Source organism: Bacillus sp. EB V-12, assembly GCF_056158125.1.
Genome location: NZ_JBUXJL010000007.1, coordinates 37,108 through 52,943, shown reverse-complemented (window position 1 = coordinate 52,943; position 15,836 = coordinate 37,108). Strand labels below are relative to the sequence as shown.

The window sequence follows — 15,836 nt, the reverse complement described above, 5'->3', positions numbered from 1 at the left end:
GGCAGAAATGAAAAGGCTATCATTTCAAATTCTTATGTTTGTCATTTGTATGATTGTTTCTCTTGTTTTGTTTTATGTTATGGAGAAGCAAATCTATAATCGAATTAACATTGTAAATGATAAACAAGCCGTTTTACAAAGGGTGAATGAATCTCTTCCAATTGAAGTGAAAGTAAGACATGAAAAGTGGGGAGAAATTGTTGTAACGGATGAAGTTCGTTTGCATACGATTGTTTCATTCTTTGACCGAATTCGAATAGAGCCTGAGGGCGTTAAGAGCCAAGAACAAGTATTTACTGGAGAAGTAACGTACTTGAATGGACATAAGCGTACTTTTGCAGTAGGTGACTTGTTCCAGTATGGGGAAAATGTATACGGAAAGAATGGCATGGATCCGATGATTTCAGCACTTCAAACGTATTTATTAAGCCTGTATTACACACCAGAGCGTATTAGTGATTTCTTTGCTTCAGCAAAGGATATCGTAGTACGTCAAGGTGATGTGGTACGTACTATCAATCTTACGCACATACTTGATTCTATTCGATACGCAAAGCAAATTACAGATTACGGAGAAATTCAGAAGTTATTACAATCGCAGAATGAACCGATTGCTTATATTACAGCTTATAAAACAGGTAAGCGTGTAAAGAATGATCGTGAAGATATTCTTACGATTTCTGTGTATCCATCGTACTTTGTTGTGCAATATCTCGGTGATAATAACGGAAATGTCATGTATATGAAAAGCTCTCTAGCAGAGTTATTCGTAAAGGAGAATGCGTCATGAGAAAGATAGCCTTTTTCTTCTTTTTGCTAGTAATTGGAGGAGCGATGTCTAGTTGCTCTCGAGATACAACCTCTATTAAATATAGTAAAAATGGTCTCCCTATTTTGGATGATCGTCATATTGTTGCGTATGTAGCGGCTCGTGAGGAAGTTGGTGAAGCGTTACTATCATCATTTTGTAAGCCGCGCGGATGTACGTATGAATTTATTCGTCTTTCAACAGAAGAACTTCTTCGTAGAGTGGAAGAAGAAGCCGGAAATCCGAAGGCGGATATTATTATTGGCGGTACAGTAGATGCGCATCAAATGATGAAGCAAAAAAATCTTTCTATTCCTGTGATAAGCCAACATGCAAATCGTATTTCAAAAACTGTTAAAGATAAAGATGGTTATTGGTACGGTTATGAAGTGGAGAAGCTGGCAATTGCGATTAATAAAGAGCGGTGGAACGAGGAAATAGCGCCGCTCGGTCTCTCGTATCCGTTAAGATGGAAAGATTTATTGAATCCAGTATATAAAGGAAAGATTGTCATGCCCGATCCAAATGTTTCAGGTACAGCATATACGTTTTTTCAATCACTTATTGATACGTTAGGTGAAGAGGAAGCGAAGGAATATGTGAAGAATCTGGCGGAACAAGTTGGAGAAGTAACAGTGAATGGTTACATCCCAGCAGAACTTGTTGCGAGCGGTGAATATATGATAGGCATCAACTTTATGGGAGATCAGAGAATGCTTCAAAAACAAGGTTTTCCGATTTTAAGTAACGAACCTGAGCAAACAGGGTTATCTGTTAATGCGATTTCTAAACTAAAACGTGCACCGAGTGGTATTATTGCGGATTTATTTATTGATTATTGTTTATCAGAAGAAGCGGGGCATATTTTAGAAAAAGTGTCGTTTGGCGTACCAACGATGTTTGCGAAGAATGAGAAAGAAATAGAAGGACAGCCGGTTAGAAGGACGAACCAAAATATATCAAATAGCGGAATAATCGAGATATGGAATAGACAGCGTCTCTCTCTGAAGTGAGAAAAGGAGACGGAAATATATGTTTAAATGGCTCAAGCCAGCACCTGCAATTGAAAGATTGCCAGCGGATATGATCGACCGTGTATATCGATTACTACGTATTCGTGTGTTAATCGGGATTTCAGTTGGATATGCTGCTTATTATTTAGTTCGTAGTAACTTTACGTTATCAAGTACGTATTTAGTACAAGAATATGGTTTTAGCACAGCTGAAATTGGTCTACTAGGTTCAGTAATGGCAATTGTTTATGGATTTAGTAAGTTCTTTATGGGGAATTTATCAGATAAAGCTTTCGCCCAGCGCTTTATCGCAGTCGGTTTATTCTTATCAGGGCTTGTAAATATTTGTTTCGGCTTTGCATCATCATTTGGGATGATTGTTACATTACTTGTTGTTAACGGTATTGTACAAGGTATGGGAGCACCACCTTGTAGTATTGTTATGACGAAATGGTTCTCGAAGAAAGAACGTGGTACGAAAACAGGTCTTTGGAATATTTCACATAACGTTGGTGGAATGCTTGTGCCACCACTTGTCGGAATTGGTGTAGGTATTTTCGGTGAAAATCATTGGCAAGGCGGCGTGTTTATTTTCCCTGCGATTATCGCAATGGTAATTGCAGTACTTGTTTGGATCAATGCGAAGGATACACCAGAATCTGAAGGTCTTCCTCCAATTGATGAGTATCGTAATGACTATGAAAATCTTGAAAAAGCAGATAATGCTAACAAGATGTCACCAAAAGAAATTTTAATGAAGTATGTAGTGAAAAATAAATTTGTATGGTTCTTATGTATTGCGAATGCTTTTGTTTATTTAATTCGTTTCGGTGTTATTAACTGGGTTCCACTTTATTTAACGACAGTTAAAGGATTTTCAAAAGCAGAAGCGCATGCGGCATATGCAATCTTTGAAGGTATGGCAATTCCAAGTTCATTAATCGTTGGTTTTTTAAGTGATAAATTATTTAAAGGAAAACGTATGCCATTATGTATTATTAGTATGGTTGGAGTTGTTATTGGTACGTTTATATATTGGCAAGCAACTAGCGTACTTGTTGTAAGTATTGCAGTTTCTATTATCGGTTGTTTAATTTATGTACCACAGTTCTTAATCGGTTTAAGTGCGATGGAATTAGTACCGAAATTTGCAGTAGGTACGACAGTTGGTATGTGTGGTCTATTCGGTTATGTAGGCGGAAGTCTTGTAGCTAACGCAGCAATTGGTGTTATTGTTGATAGTTCTGGCTGGGATGGTTGTTTCATCTTACTATTAACAGGAGCGGTTTTATCAACAATCTTCTTATTTATTGTTCAACGTGGACATGAGAGAAAAGATCCTAAAGCGGCGTAATATTTTGTTTGAAAAGCTATCCAATTGTGATTGGATAGCTTTTATATTAGAAAAAACAAACAGTATGTAAAATTGCAGTTTAATATGTAAAAGACTTTTGTTACTTAATATAATTTTTTTAGATTCCATAAACCAAATAGATACATGGTTGTACCGAAAAATCCGCCGGCGCAGCCCCAAAGCATAACATCAAATAAAGAAATAGAGATTTCTTCTGAACCTACATAGGGAAGGATATAATTCATAAAAACAAACATTTGAAAGCCCCAAAGCACACCTGCTTTTAAGCCAGCTTTTCTTAATTTTTTCTTGTGTTGTAAATATTCTTCTTTTGTTGCACATTCAGTATCACTTAAACCTTTTTTCTTGAATTTAAAGACTAAATAATTAGCGTAAATCATATTAGATAGAAAAATGAATATTGTTCCTATAGATATTGTGTGGTTCATAGTATCGACAAGTAACATAATAAGCATTACCAACATATTTAGCCACCATAAACCAATTCCAGCTACAGATAATTCTTTATTGATTTCTTGTTTTTGATATTCATCTCTCTCACTCAGTGTTCCAACAAAACTATTATAAACTCTTTCTTTCCATTCAATTTTCATCATTTAATCTCCCTCCCAAAATAGACTGTTTAAATCTGTTTTTAGTGCTTTTGCTAATTCGATACATAAGGCTAAAGAAGGGTTATATTTATTATTTTCAATTAAATTTATTGTCTGTCTCGCCACGTTAACTTTTTTAGCTAACTCTAGCTGCGATAGCCCTTCAGATTTTCGATATTGTTTAACGTTATTCAAATATAACCCTCCCATTTATGGTTGTAGACCTCGTGTACCGAAATGTCATTTATATGTGACATTTTATAATTGAATAAACGAAATGTCAAATATATATGACAAAAATGATAGTAGTACAATTAGGAAAATGATTTTAATAATTTATCTTGGTAAGAAGTTTATTAATAAAAGATGGCTTACATTCATATAAAAAGTACTTGAAAATTCAATTTAAATTATCCTTTTTCCTTTCCTTAAATCTATCTTAAAAGATATAATGTCATATTTCTAATCATTGGAATTTTTGTTACAATATAAATGGATGTGTAAAACTTTGTAAAAAGATTGTAATAATATGTATTTTGTTTTCAGAAAGTTTTATACAATTTTTATATTAAACTATTAAGTTATAAAAAAGGAGCGGTAATATGTTACCAAATACGGTTCGTACTCCAAACAAGAAGAAGAAATGGATTATTATTGGGGTTATTGCACTAATTGTTATTGTAGCGGCAATTAATATTTTTGTTATGCAAGGTAAGAAGAAGGGTGCATCAACAAATGCTGATGCTGTAAGTTTTGAGAAAGTGACAGAGCGTAAGCTGAATAATACGAAGTTAATTTCTGGTCAGGTAAAGCCTGGTAATATTGAAAGTTTTTATGCAGATCCGGCCAAAGGAAAAGTGAAAGATATTGAGGTAAAAGAAGGGCAAGAGGTAGAAAAAGGTACGAAGTTATTCTCTTATGACAATGAAGAGATTAATCTTCAAATGAAGCAAGCTGAGCTTGATCAGAAGATGGCGGATATGCGTTATGATCAAGGAAAAAAGAAGATTGATTCGTTAAAGAAAGAAATTAAGAAGGCGAAAGATAGCGGAGCTGGGAAAGAAGTAACAGATCCGATGGAAGAGCAAGTAAACGAGTTAGAGATAGGACAAAAAACAATTGACCTTGAGAAAGAAAAAGGAAAGTTGCAGAAAGAAGAGTTAAGTAAGAAGCAGAAAGAACTTACGATTTATAGCAATTTTGCTGGTGTTGTTCAAAAGTTAGATAAAGATGCGGCACAAAGTTCATCTCAAGCGTTAGGTGGTCAAGGAAAAGCGTTTTTACAAGTAGCTTCTAAAGATCCATTCCAAGTTCAAGGTACGTTAACTGAGCTTCAAAAGTCACAAATCCAAAAGGATCAAACATTCACTGTAACTGCAAAAGCAAATAATAAGAAGAAGTGGACAGGTAAGATTACAGAGGTAAGTGAGTTCCCAACAAGTGCAGAGATGGCGCAAGCTGGCGGCATGGGTGAAGCAACTCAAAATATGTCTCAGTATACATATAAAGCAAGTCTTGATAGTCAAGATGGTTTATCTCCAGGTTATCATGTTTCATTGCAAGTAAACTTAGAGAATAAGAAGATGATTGCTGTCCCAAGTAAGAGCATTGTAGCAAAAGGCGATGATGCATTTGTTTATGTTGAGGATAAAGGGAAGCTTCGTAAACAAAATGTGAAAAAAGGTTCTACTGATGGAGATTGGACAGAGGTTGTAGAAGGCGTAACAGTGGGGCAAAAGGTGGTTAAAAATCCTTCCGACGATGTGTATGACGGAATGGAAGTGAAAGAGAAATGATTACGTTAAATCATATTGCTAAAACGTATTATCAAGGAAAATTGGCAGTGCCGATTTTACACGGTATTAGTTTAACGATTCAGAGCGGTGAGTTCGTTTCGATTATGGGACCTTCTGGTTCTGGTAAGTCGACGCTTATGAATATTATCGGTTGTTTAGATCGTCCAACAGAAGGTGAATATATGCTGAATGACGTGAATATCTTAACAGCAGACGAGTCAAAGCTTGCTTTAATTCGTAATGAATATATTGGCTTTGTATTCCAGCATTTTAATTTACTACCTCGTCTTTCCGCAGTGGAAAATGTTGAGCTTCCGCTCGTATATGGTGGCGTGAAGAAAGCGGAGCGTCGCAAGCGTGCTTTGGAGGCGTTAGGTAAAGTTGGATTGGCAGATCGCGTGCATCATTTACCAAATGAGTTATCAGGTGGACAGAAGCAGCGTGTAGCGATTGCAAGAGCGATTGCGAATAATCCAACGTTCATTATGGCCGATGAACCGACTGGTGCACTTGATACGAAGTCTGGTGAGCAAGTTATGAATATTTTCACGAAGCTTAATGCAGAAGGTACGACAATTGTTATGGTTACGCATGAAGAGGAAGTAGCAGCGTATTCTTCCCGCCGAATTGTACTGCGAGACGGGAAAGTTACAGAAGATAGAAGGTGTGCGGTATGAGTTTACTAGATAGTATAAAAATTGCCCTGTCTTCTATTTTAGCTCATAAACTGCGTTCAGCTCTTACGATGCTCGGTATTATTATTGGGGTAGGTTCGATTATTACTGTCGTTGCAATTGGGCAAGGCGGGGAAGCGATGCTGAAGTCGAAATTCGCGGGTTCTGGTGGTAATAACCTTATGCCAATTCAATTTAAAGCAGATATTAATGATGAATTTGCTATAGGTGGATTTGAGATACCGAAGTTAACGGAAGAGGATATTTTGGAAGTAAAACAAGTGAAAGATGTTTCACACGTTATTACAACAAATTCGACGACAGAGACACTTGATGTAAATGATAAAAAAGCAAGGCTGAATGTTATTGGTCTTGATAATGAATATTTTGCGGTTAATAAAGTAAAGGTCGTAAAGGGACGTACTTTAAACGAATCAGATATTTCTCATGCAAATAACGTTGTGATGATTAGTACAAAAACAGAGGAGACGTTATTTAAGGATGTAAACCCAGTTGGACAAATTATTGAGATGAAGGGACAGCCAATGCAAATTATTGGTGTGTATACATCTGATAATGAGTTTATGGGATTTGAAATGGAAGAAGCGTTAATCCCTCTTACATTATGGCCTGTTTTATACGGAACAGATGATATTCAAAATATCGCCATTCAAGCTAAAAATGTAGACAATTTAGAAGCAGCAGGGAAACGAGCTGTTGATGTATTAAATAGTCGTAAGCCAAGTGAAATCCCAGGTAAATATGAACTGGTGAATTTAAAAGAACTCCAAGAAAATGTTTCTAAAGTAACTAGCATCATGACGATGATTATCGGTGGTATCGCTGGTATTTCATTAGTCGTTGGTGGTATTGGTGTTATGAATATCATGCTTGTATCTGTAACGGAGCGTACGCGCGAAATTGGGATACGTAAAGCGCTTGGAGCAACGCGTAGTAAAATTTTATTACAGTTTTTAATTGAAGCCGTTATGTTAACACTTCTAGGTGGTTTGATCGGAATTGGCCTTGGGTATGGCGGAGCATATATCGTTTCTACATTCGCAAAATGGCCACCACTCGTTTCATGGGAAGTTGTCGTTGGAGGCGTACTGTTCTCGATGACACTCGGTATTATTTTCGGATTAATTCCAGCAAATAAAGCTGCGAAATTAGATCCAATTGAAGCATTACGTTATGAGTAATTAATAGTGTAGTAGAACTACACATTACCGTTCTAGTGGGCGGTTCGTAGCCTCTATATGAGGAAGTGAACCGCCCGTTAGAACGGGTTATATAAATAGAAGGAGGCGTTATAATGGAAGCTAATATTAATACGCAAGATGTAGGTGCGAAGAAGCCATCATTATTAGGAATGATTACTTCTCCAAGTGAGCAGTTTGAGAGAATGAAGACGAGTAATGCAGTTTGGGGTGCATTTTGGCTACTTGTTTTAATAGCTGGGCTTGTTGGGGGATTTGCTGCTTATGTATATTCTCTAACACCTGAAGCAATTAAGCTTAATAAGGAATTAGGTGTTACTGTTTCAGCTGCAATGACATATGGTATGGGATTTGGGATAATTTCTATTAGTATGGCATTTGTCTTTCTACTTAGTGCTGTGGTGTATAAAGTGTTAATGGTATTTATAAGCAATGATACTTCTTTTAAAAAGTTATTAGCGATTACTGTATATTCAAGTGTTATTTCATTACTAGGTTTATTAATAAATACGATTTTAGCATATATTTTAGGTGGATCAGGTCAAGAAATGTACACTGGCCTAGAGCCAATTTTTGCTTCAAGTAGTGGTGTTGTAAAAGGCATTGTAAGTAAATTTGAAGTGTTTACAATTTGGGGATATGCAGTTACATGGCTAGGTCTTCAAATTACAGCAGGTTTGACTAAAAAGCAGGCAACAATTATTACTATTGTTTTCTTTGTTTTAACTCTTGGAATCGGAGCTTTACAAGGTATGTTCCAATAAGGAAATAAGATAGAAAAGGTGGCTCTTCCAAGAGTCACCTTTTTTATTTTTACCCCTATTTCAAATACCACCAACAAAATTTCAAATACTATCTAGTGTAATTTCAAATTCCGTCGGTAGTATTTGAAATTACTCACAGTGAAATCTTTTCTTTATTTTTATATTGTGAAGGTACCGCGGAATACTAGAAAGGTATACCTTTTAGAAACGGGTACTGTGTGAAGCCAGCGACTTTTAAAGAGGCAGTTGTTTTGTATGAAGGGATGATTGTAAATCAAATAAAGAAATTAGGTATTCGTAAAGATTATGAAGAGTATTATCAATGTGGTTTAATCGGTCTTTGGCATGCGTATGAAAGATTTAATGAAAAGAAGGGGTATTTCCCTGCATATGCAGTTGTAACGGTGCGAGGTTATATATTAGAGAGATTGAAGAAAGAGTTCGCAGTGCAGGAGAGATGTGTATGTGTAGGAGAGTATGAGGATATCTTTCATTTTGAGGACGTTGAAATAAGAGTGAAGGATTTTATGAGCGTGTTAGATGAGAAGGAGAAGTATATTATTTTTGAACGTTTTTTTGTAGGGAAGACGATGGGAGAAATCGCTTTAGAGACGGAAATGACATATTATCAAGTAAGATGGATGTATCGGCAAGCACTCGAGAAAATGCGAGATAGTGTAAAAGGATAAAAATAGAAAATAGAATGGAAGGTAAGGTAAGGAAATACTACCTTCCATTCCATTTATTATTAAGGTGATGAATCTTGCATGTTCATTTGGGATAATACATATCCAGCTTTCCATAATTGCTGGCTTAACTTATGGGGACTAATTTGTATCGTTACGGTAGCTCCATTTGAAAAATGAATTTTAGCTCGTTTAGCTTTTTTGAAAAACTCTATTGTATGAACATGTTTGAAGAAAAGCCAAATGCAATTTGGAGAAGCAGGAGATTCTGTTGGGAAAGCACAAATATATTCTCTATGATTGATCGGAATTGGAACGTTTTGTTTGAATTTAAATTTTGTTTTTACGGCATTACGTCTCCCTTGATAAGTAGAATGAATATTTGTTAGACAAGATTTCTGTATAAGTTGGAGAGCAGTTTGACAGGAGTAAAGATGGTTCCCGCTACTGTCGATAATTTTTGTGCGGTAATAAGGGTGTTTACATGGTTCAAGCATCATTGTAGAACTAGAAATAAAAATGTTGTTTTCATTATCCATAATTCTATATCCTCCCTTATAATTTTCATTCCGAATATAATTATATATAAATTAAGTAAATTTACTGTTAATATTCTATTTCATATTGTAAATTTTGGCTATTCGTTTACAATCAATAGGTGATAGTCTTTCTAATTTGCATCGCTTGTACATATATATGAAAATAGAAAAGAGTAGGCGGTGATATAGTATGAAGAAAAAGTATATTATTATGGCTTTAGTTGTCGTTCTCCTAGTATATTTAGCAAACAGTAATCCGAGTAAGGGCGAATATACAGAATGGGCAGCGAAGCAGTTTATGAAGCGTAATGATGTGAGTAAGAAGCTAGATGAAGTTCAAAAAGAGAATGAAGAGGGTCTCCTTGGCGACTTGGCATCGGCCGGTAAAAAGTTAGCGAAAAAGTATGTTGAGCCACAAGTTGGGTTATTAATTGATCATTATACGAAGCGAAATGATTATATATTCTTCTCAACATATACGACTGAGTTTGATATAGGTGAAGAACATTATAAGTACGTATGCGTCGGTTTCTCAAAGATTTTTATTCCGATTGAAATGCCGAAGAAAAAAGACGAATCTGCAAAATGATGCAGATTCGTCTTTTTCATTTTATAGAGTAATTGGAACTTCAGATACATTTTTTTCTAAAAGGCGAGCTCCCTTTTTTCGTGTATTTTCATCAATGGATGAAAATACAGATGAGGCGAGGATTGTATCCATTACTTGATTTACGACTTGTGCATCGATTGGTGTGATGGGCGTATCGATAGAAAAAACGACTGTTTTTCCATCTTCTTTTGCGAAAATCAACTCTAGTACTTGCATGTGTTATTCCCTCCTTTGTATTTATCAAGCTATTTATGGGATTCGGGTCTGCCGGTTAAATTGCGGTCTAATAATCAGCGGGGATGAATAAAATCCCCACTGATCCGAGTTTTACTTTATAGTTTAGAAAGATCTGATGTGCTTACAAGTTGTACAGCGTGAAGTGGTGATGCTTGTAAGGAAGCTAGAGCATGAGCTACATTGTGTACTTGATCTAAGCTCGCATTTGTTTTAACACGTTTAAATTGTTTGCTCTTGAAAACTGTTTTTCCGTTCTTATCTAATCCGTTGTTTAAGACAAGACGTAAAGTTAAATCCATTACGATTGTTTCAATTGCCATGTGTATCACCTCCTTTCACTTTATAAATAGGGTACAAATGTCATGTTTTGGCGTGAAATTTTTTCTTTTTTTTGGTACCCTTAAAAGATTAAGAGAGGAGAATTCTGGATAATGAATCGTAAATGGTTATTTTGGATTCCTGTATTACTATGGATGGGGCTGATTTTCTATTCTTCGGCACAACCATATAAAAAGCAGGATATGCGTTCAGATATTGAACAATATGTAAATGTTGAATTTGTGAAAGAGCATTTTTCATGGGTATCTATCGATTATGGTGGAGGAACCCCTGTTAGTATTGCGAATAAAGGTGTAGGCGGATTTATTGAGTTTTTCCTTCGTAAAGGTGCTCATTTTATGGTGTTCTTTATGCTAGGTTCATTGATTTATTACGCTTTTCATCGATCAGGTTATTCGAGGAAAAGATGTTTTATATATGCCCTTCTTTTCGTTGCGGGTTATGCAACATTTGATGAGATTCACCAATGGTATACGGGGGACCGTACACCAATGTGGCAAGATTCATTGCTTGATACGTGCGGCGGGTTAACGGGGATTATAATAAGTAATTGGTTTTGGAATAGAAAAAAGCGCTAATCTCATTTCGAGATTAGCGCTTTTTTTTGCGGGGAGTAAAACCTCCACTGATTAAAGTTTCACTTTATCCCGCATTAACGGTCAGTAAGACCCCCACCTCAAAATTCAGCGAAAGCAAAGGAGTTAGGGAGGTGATCAACTGCCCGTAAAAGCCCGATTGGTTCAACTAATAATCAGTGGGGATGAACAAAACCCCCACTGATTAAAGTTTCACTTTATACACCAAGTAATTCTTTTAGTTCGTCTGTTGATAGTTCAGTCATCCAGCTATCGCTTGTGATGACCGCATTGTTTAGAGATTGTTTTCTTTCTAGCATTTCATCAATTTTTTCTTCTAATGTTCCTGTTGTAATAAGTTTGTGAACATGAACAAATCGTTTTTGACCAATGCGATATGCGCGGTCTGTTGCTTGATTTTCCACAGCTGGATTCCACCAACGGTCGTAGTGAATGACATGGTTGGCAGCGGTTAAGTTTAATCCTGTTCCGCCAGCTTTTAAGGATAAGATGAAAATGTCATACGTTCCGTTTTGGAACTCCTCAATCATCTTGTCGCGATCTTTTTTCGGCACACTACCGTTTAAGAAGAGGACACGCTGGCCGAATTTTTCTTCTAGCACACGTTTTAGCATGTTCCCCATGCCGATGTATTGAGTGAAGATGAGGCAACTTTCATTTTGATCTTTTATATTTTCGATGAGCTCCATTAACGTTTTTGTTTTCATAGAGCGTTCAACGACATTTTGTGGCTCTTCTTCTTTTAAATAAAGAGCTGGATGATTACAAATTTGTTTTAGCTTGTTCAGCATAAGTAATATAAAGCCGCGTCTTTCAATTCCACTTAATCCTTCGACATTTTGCAGTGTATCTTGAACAAGTTGTTCATATAAGGAAGCTTGTTCACCAGTAAGAGGACAGTAAGCTTTTTGTTCTTGTTTATCTGGTAAATTTAATGCGACTGTTTGATCTTTCTTCGTTCGGCGCAGTAAAAATGGTGAGATAAACCGTTGAACTTGCTGGATTTTTCCTTCATCACGATCTTTTTCAATCGGTGTGACGAAGCGACGTTGGAATTGCCCTAAGCTTCCGAGATATCCATGATTAATAAAGTCGAAAATGGACCAAAGTTCAGCAAGGCGATTTTCCATCGGCGTACCAGTTAAAGCGATTTTGTGATTTGCTTGTAAGTTTCGTACTGCTTTCGACTGTTTCGTATGTGGGTTCTTAATATTTTGTGCTTCATCCAAAATAACAGCATCCCAGCATAATGAAGTTAGTTCTTCCTCATCGAGCTGAGCCAATGCATAAGATGTTAATACAACATCTGCCGATTGAAGGAAATCTTCAAATGAATTGCCTTTATCTCTATTACTTCCGTAATGTAATTGAACACGTAAATTCGGTGCGAAACGCTCAAATTCTTTTTGCCAATTTCCAAGAACAGATGTCGGCGCTACGATTAATGCAGGGCCTGTTTTGAGATTGTTTTCTTTTATATATAGTAAGTAAGAGATTGTTTGAATACTTTTCCCGAGTCCCATATCGTCAGCTAGCAATGCTCCAAATCCAAGCTTTCGTAAATATAATAGCCATTCAATGCCGTGTTGTTGATACGGACGAAGTGTTGCATTTAGTGAAGTAGGGACATCTACTTTTGGAATATCTCCAATATGAAGTAGCTTTTGGAATAGTTCCTCATAATATCCATCTAGTTCGATTTCAATATCAGTAAACGGACTATCATCTTCTACAATTTCTGTTTCAGCCGTATTTGATAAATGTTGTTGCAAAACATCTTTCATCTCTAGTCCGTATTTATCGGCACGGTTCATGAGTTTCCTTACTTCTTCGATAAAGGCTGGATCTAGTCGCATCCATTGACCGTTTATATTAAATAGACGTTTGTTTTGTTCAACGAGTTCAAAAAACTCGCTTTCTGATAAATCAATGCCGTTCGTCGAAATTCGCCAGTCAAAATTAACGAGCGTATTCATACCGAAGAACGATTGTGTTTGTACTGTATTTTGCTTCAGCTGGACACGTAATTTCGGTTTTGTTGCTTTTAAATTTTGCCACCATGATGGTAGTAAAATTGTAATGCCGGCTGCAAGTAATTCATTGCTTGCTTCTGTTAAGAAGTTCCACGCTTCGCTTTCAAAGAGCTCATTTCGGAACGTATCTCCTTCTTTTAACCACGGTATGAGCTTACTAAAACCTTCTTGTGTTTCTGTAATACGTTCTTCGTAATCGTGCCATCTTTTCGGTAAGGAATCGATGTTTTCGTATACATATATGCGATGCGCCCCGCGCTTTGGTGTCACGATTGTTTCAAGCTTCCACATTTCAAATTCTTCTTGTGGTTCTTGCAGTCTTAGTCCGATTGTAAACGGAAGATCATCTTCAATATAACCAATTTTTCGAAGCCAATCTTCTTCATGTAGTGCTGTTTCCAATTGTCTTTTCGTAAAGTCGTAATGTTCATATAGTCTTTTAGCATCTTCCCAGCCGTCATTTGAGCGATTATCTTGTAATATGCTTTCATTAACTGCTGCTGAGAAAAGAGATGCTAATGTGTCATCTTCAATTGGCGTATTTTGAACTTTCCAAGATGGTTGTTTGGGCCAGTGCTCCATATCTGGTACGAAGCTACCACTCGTAAAGGCATCCCATAATTCATTTGCATCTTTTGTAAGTGCTGTAATAGGGCCGTTCAGTTGAATATGTGCAAAGGAATTCATTGGTTTGTTTGCAATGTATTCAAAGGCTTGTGCATTTGTTAGTAGCACACCTTGTTTTCCTTCGAAGGTTGCTTCTTTTAGAAACGTACCGTAGAAAGAAGTGGAGTGCCATGTGAATGCATTTCGTTTCCAACTTGTTACGGATAATGGAGTACCGCTGTCATCTTCTCCCCAAAGGAACCAACCTTGACTAACATGCTGGAGCCTAATTGTTACTTCAGTTTGATTGATCATCGATTAATTTTCCTTTCCGTAATTCCTCTTGTAGTGCACGCAGACGTGAATGGAGATTGGCGATGTGAATAATGAAAGCATCCCATTCATCGGTGCGTTTTAATCGTTTATATAATGTACGTAATTTCTTTAAGTAACGAACTGCGCGTCTATATGATTTACGATTTCGTTCTTCAATTGCTTCTACAGCAGCAAGATGATAAAGAGGAAGTGCTGCTTCTGGTGCTTCTTTCTCAATATCTTTCAGTGGTTCTTTTAACAGTTCAATTGCTTCAAACCCATATAAGAGATGAAGCTCTGCCCATGTGTGATACTGTTTTTTCGCGAGTACGTACTGTTCATAGTTTGTGAAACTATACGGTAATAGTTCTTGTAAAATCATTTCAAAACCAGCTTGTTCATTTGTATGTGTTGCGTATGTTTCATACATGATTACAAATAGCCGAACGATATCTTTTATAAAAATCGTATTTTCGTGATCTTGGAGCGTTTTCTTTACTTGTTTATACGTAAAGGAAAGCCAGTTTTTTGCACGATCCCACTGCATGGCACTTAATAGTTCTTCTAACCAATAGAAGTATAGACTCACAACAGAAGCAGGCTGTTTTTTTAGTAAGTCCATCGCTAGTAGATCTTCTTCATTTAAAAAGAGAAGGTGAGAAGACGCTAATGCTTTAGATAGTGGATTGATTTTCGTATCGATTCGTTTTTCTTCCTCTTGTATTTTCTCTTTATTGTTTAAAAGTTCACTCCATATGTGGCGATAAATGAAAAATCGCTCTTGTGTATAAGCGTCGGTAGAGAAGAATACTTCATGAACAAGACGAGCTGTTTCTTGCAAAATTATTTCAGACTCTGAAGGAATCGCTTCTGATTGTAAGTCCCGAACGATGGATTCCACTTTGTCTACAAATAGGCGAACGACATTAACAGGTTGGTGATAAGAATACGTTTTGTTTGCTTCGAATGCCTGGATTTCTTCTAATAATTTTTGAAAGCAGTAAAGTGCTGCATGTAACCTGAATAATTCATGTATGGCGATGACGCGCGGAGCTTTCCGCTCAAGCTTCGTATAGAAATCTGTAAAGATACTCATAAGAAAATACATTTGTTTATAAGTAAGGCGAGCTTGTTCTTTTTTAAATGATTCATATTCTTTTTCAAAATATGATTCCCAACTTTTATAATCCGTTTCTTCAAAAGCTGATGATTGCAATACTTGTCTTGCAGTTCGAATAGGAGGAAGGGAAGGTTTCGTATTATTTTTAAATAAAGTTAATACATCTCCTACTTGCCCGAAACTAGACGCTGCAGATAGTAATACAGCGAGCATATGCTCACATTGTGTTGGTGCGAAGCAATCACAATAACTTTCAGCGACATTACGAATCGGAATATGAACGCTATATACGTTGCCTTCCGCATCTACAGTTCCTGATAGTGTATAACCATCAAAGTCAACGTTGTAGACAACACCACTACGATATAGGTGCCGAGCTGTAGCGACATGTTCCTGATCAGCTGTTTGCTGTGGATCTAGTCCTTGAACGAACTCATTCGCAATCATCATAATTTCATCTTTCGTAATTGAGTGTTGCAGCATAATATTCCTCCGTACACATATTTCTTTCC

At 36.6% G+C, this 15,836-nt stretch carries 17 protein-coding genes; 10 read left to right on the top strand and 7 right to left on the bottom strand.

The genetic code is table 11. From position 1 onward, the window contains the following. Positions 1-7: 7 nt before the first annotated feature. The 3 genes from ACZDYH_RS20615 to pgtP are packed head-to-tail and all read left to right on the top strand — an operon-like array spanning position 8 to position 3,175. Complete coding sequence (locus ACZDYH_RS20615; RefSeq protein ID WP_000826616.1) at positions 8-790, top strand: DUF3919 family protein; 783 nt, start codon at positions 8-10, stop codon at positions 788-790. Further along, positions 787-1,821: an ABC transporter substrate-binding protein gene (locus tag ACZDYH_RS20610; protein ID WP_001225641.1), complete on the top strand. Its 1,035-nt coding sequence runs from the start codon at positions 787-789 to the stop codon at positions 1,819-1,821. The genes ACZDYH_RS20615 and ACZDYH_RS20610 overlap by 4 nt, the downstream gene beginning before the upstream one ends. Before the next feature lie 19 nt (positions 1,822-1,840). After that, positions 1,841-3,175 (top strand): MFS transporter, encoded by a 1,335-nt coding sequence (pgtP, locus tag ACZDYH_RS20605; protein WP_000477601.1) that lies wholly within the window; start codon positions 1,841-1,843, stop codon positions 3,173-3,175. 104 nt (positions 3,176-3,279) lie between these two features. Here the strand turns inward: pgtP and ACZDYH_RS20600 are convergent, their stop codons facing one another. Together ACZDYH_RS20600 and ACZDYH_RS20595 are read right to left on the bottom strand one after the other, a co-directional pair. Next, positions 3,280-3,792 carry a DUF3278 domain-containing protein gene (locus ACZDYH_RS20600; protein ID WP_000975596.1) on the bottom strand — a complete coding sequence of 171 codons (513 nt, stop codon included), beginning with the start codon at positions 3,790-3,792 and terminating at the stop codon, positions 3,280-3,282. After that, positions 3,793-3,984: a helix-turn-helix transcriptional regulator gene (locus tag ACZDYH_RS20595; RefSeq protein ID WP_001067016.1), complete on the bottom strand. Its 192-nt coding sequence runs from the start codon at positions 3,982-3,984 to the stop codon at positions 3,793-3,795. It abuts the gene before it with no gap. Positions 3,985-4,391: 407 nt separating this feature from the next. Here ACZDYH_RS20595 and ACZDYH_RS20590 point away from each other — a divergent pair, with 407 nt between their 5' ends. From ACZDYH_RS20590 to ACZDYH_RS20570, 5 genes are all read left to right on the top strand, one after another. After that, on the top strand, positions 4,392-5,585 hold the full coding sequence (locus tag ACZDYH_RS20590) for an efflux RND transporter periplasmic adaptor subunit (protein WP_000937326.1): 1,194 nt from the start codon (positions 4,392-4,394) through the stop codon (positions 5,583-5,585). Continuing rightward, a complete protein-coding gene (locus tag ACZDYH_RS20585) occupies positions 5,582-6,262 on the top strand; it encodes an ABC transporter ATP-binding protein (protein ID WP_000631604.1) in 681 nt (226 codons plus the stop codon). Before ACZDYH_RS20590 ends, ACZDYH_RS20585 begins: the two co-directional genes overlap by 4 nt. Next, positions 6,259-7,461, top strand: a complete 1,203-nt coding sequence (locus ACZDYH_RS20580) for an ABC transporter permease (RefSeq protein WP_061113496.1) — start codon at positions 6,259-6,261, stop codon at positions 7,459-7,461. Before ACZDYH_RS20585 ends, ACZDYH_RS20580 begins: the two co-directional genes overlap by 4 nt. A 113-nt stretch (positions 7,462-7,574) precedes the next feature. Next, positions 7,575-8,243 carry a YknW family membrane protein gene (gene yknW, locus ACZDYH_RS20575; protein WP_088859676.1) on the top strand — a complete coding sequence of 223 codons (669 nt, stop codon included), beginning with the start codon at positions 7,575-7,577 and terminating at the stop codon, positions 8,241-8,243. A 218-nt stretch (positions 8,244-8,461) separates the two neighbouring features. After that, positions 8,462-8,932, top strand: a complete 471-nt coding sequence (locus tag ACZDYH_RS20570) for a sigma-70 family RNA polymerase sigma factor (protein WP_063538118.1) — start codon at positions 8,462-8,464, stop codon at positions 8,930-8,932. 59 nt (positions 8,933-8,991) lie between these two features. Here the strand turns inward: ACZDYH_RS20570 and ACZDYH_RS20565 are convergent, their stop codons facing one another. Continuing rightward, positions 8,992-9,468, bottom strand: coding sequence for a competence protein ComK (locus ACZDYH_RS20565; RefSeq protein ID WP_000368312.1), 477 nt, complete (start codon positions 9,466-9,468; stop codon positions 8,992-8,994). A 190-nt stretch (positions 9,469-9,658) separates the two neighbouring features. Here ACZDYH_RS20565 and ACZDYH_RS20560 point away from each other — a divergent pair, with 190 nt between their 5' ends. Beyond that, complete coding sequence (locus ACZDYH_RS20560) at positions 9,659-10,057, top strand: DUF4359 domain-containing protein (protein ID WP_000731405.1); 399 nt, start codon at positions 9,659-9,661, stop codon at positions 10,055-10,057. A gap of 21 nt (positions 10,058-10,078) precedes the next feature. Here the strand turns inward: ACZDYH_RS20560 and ACZDYH_RS20555 are convergent, their stop codons facing one another. After that, positions 10,079-10,294: a DUF2922 domain-containing protein gene (locus tag ACZDYH_RS20555; RefSeq protein WP_088859674.1), complete on the bottom strand. Its 216-nt coding sequence runs from the start codon at positions 10,292-10,294 to the stop codon at positions 10,079-10,081. 116 nt (positions 10,295-10,410) lie between these two features. Continuing rightward, complete coding sequence (locus ACZDYH_RS20550) at positions 10,411-10,635, bottom strand: DUF1659 domain-containing protein (RefSeq protein ID WP_000963861.1); 225 nt, start codon at positions 10,633-10,635, stop codon at positions 10,411-10,413. Between the two features lie 111 nt (positions 10,636-10,746). On the opposite strand from ACZDYH_RS20550, the gene ACZDYH_RS20545 reads away from it, so the two are divergent. Then, the gene (locus tag ACZDYH_RS20545) at positions 10,747-11,232 is read left to right on the top strand and encodes a VanZ family protein (RefSeq protein WP_001080709.1); all 486 of its coding nucleotides are present in this window, start codon (positions 10,747-10,749) and stop codon (positions 11,230-11,232) included. Between the two features lie 215 nt (positions 11,233-11,447). On the opposite strand, the gene ACZDYH_RS20540 is transcribed toward ACZDYH_RS20545, so the two are convergent. Then, the gene (locus ACZDYH_RS20540) at positions 11,448-14,204 is read right to left on the bottom strand and encodes a DEAD/DEAH box helicase (RefSeq protein ID WP_000610115.1); all 2,757 of its coding nucleotides are present in this window, start codon (positions 14,202-14,204) and stop codon (positions 11,448-11,450) included. Beyond that, entirely contained in the window at positions 14,188-15,807 is a 1,620-nt protein-coding gene (locus ACZDYH_RS20535; protein ID WP_016123792.1) for an SWIM zinc finger family protein, read from the bottom strand. The genes ACZDYH_RS20540 and ACZDYH_RS20535 overlap by 17 nt, the downstream gene beginning before the upstream one ends. Positions 15,808-15,836 lie beyond the last annotated feature (29 nt).

Bases quoted from the DNA above. Each gene is read 5' to 3' on its own strand.
- ACZDYH_RS20580 (WP_061113496.1), top strand. From the start codon at position 6,259: ATGAGTTTACTAGATAGTATAAAAATTGCCCTGTCTTCTATTTTAGCT.
- ACZDYH_RS20600 (WP_000975596.1), bottom strand. From the start codon at position 3,792: ATGATGAAAATTGAATGGAAAGAAAGAGTTTATAATAGTTTTGTTGGA.
- ACZDYH_RS20585 (WP_000631604.1), top strand. From the start codon at position 5,582: ATGATTACGTTAAATCATATTGCTAAAACGTATTATCAAGGAAAATTG.
- ACZDYH_RS20560 (WP_000731405.1), top strand. From the start codon at position 9,659: ATGAAGAAAAAGTATATTATTATGGCTTTAGTTGTCGTTCTCCTAGTA.
- ACZDYH_RS20610 (WP_001225641.1), top strand. From the start codon at position 787: ATGAGAAAGATAGCCTTTTTCTTCTTTTTGCTAGTAATTGGAGGAGCG.
- ACZDYH_RS20555 (WP_088859674.1), bottom strand. From the start codon at position 10,294: ATGCAAGTACTAGAGTTGATTTTCGCAAAAGAAGATGGAAAAACAGTC.
- pgtP (WP_000477601.1), top strand. From the start codon at position 1,841: ATGTTTAAATGGCTCAAGCCAGCACCTGCAATTGAAAGATTGCCAGCG.
- ACZDYH_RS20540 (WP_000610115.1), bottom strand. From the start codon at position 14,204: ATGATCAATCAAACTGAAGTAACAATTAGGCTCCAGCATGTTAGTCAA.
- ACZDYH_RS20615 (WP_000826616.1), top strand. From the start codon at position 8: ATGAAAAGGCTATCATTTCAAATTCTTATGTTTGTCATTTGTATGATT.
- ACZDYH_RS20550 (WP_000963861.1), bottom strand. From the start codon at position 10,635: ATGGCAATTGAAACAATCGTAATGGATTTAACTTTACGTCTTGTCTTA.
- ACZDYH_RS20565 (WP_000368312.1), bottom strand. From the start codon at position 9,468: ATGGATAATGAAAACAACATTTTTATTTCTAGTTCTACAATGATGCTT.
- ACZDYH_RS20545 (WP_001080709.1), top strand. From the start codon at position 10,747: ATGAATCGTAAATGGTTATTTTGGATTCCTGTATTACTATGGATGGGG.
- yknW (WP_088859676.1), top strand. From the start codon at position 7,575: ATGGAAGCTAATATTAATACGCAAGATGTAGGTGCGAAGAAGCCATCA.
- ACZDYH_RS20535 (WP_016123792.1), bottom strand. From the start codon at position 15,807: ATGCTGCAACACTCAATTACGAAAGATGAAATTATGATGATTGCGAAT.
- ACZDYH_RS20590 (WP_000937326.1), top strand. From the start codon at position 4,392: ATGTTACCAAATACGGTTCGTACTCCAAACAAGAAGAAGAAATGGATT.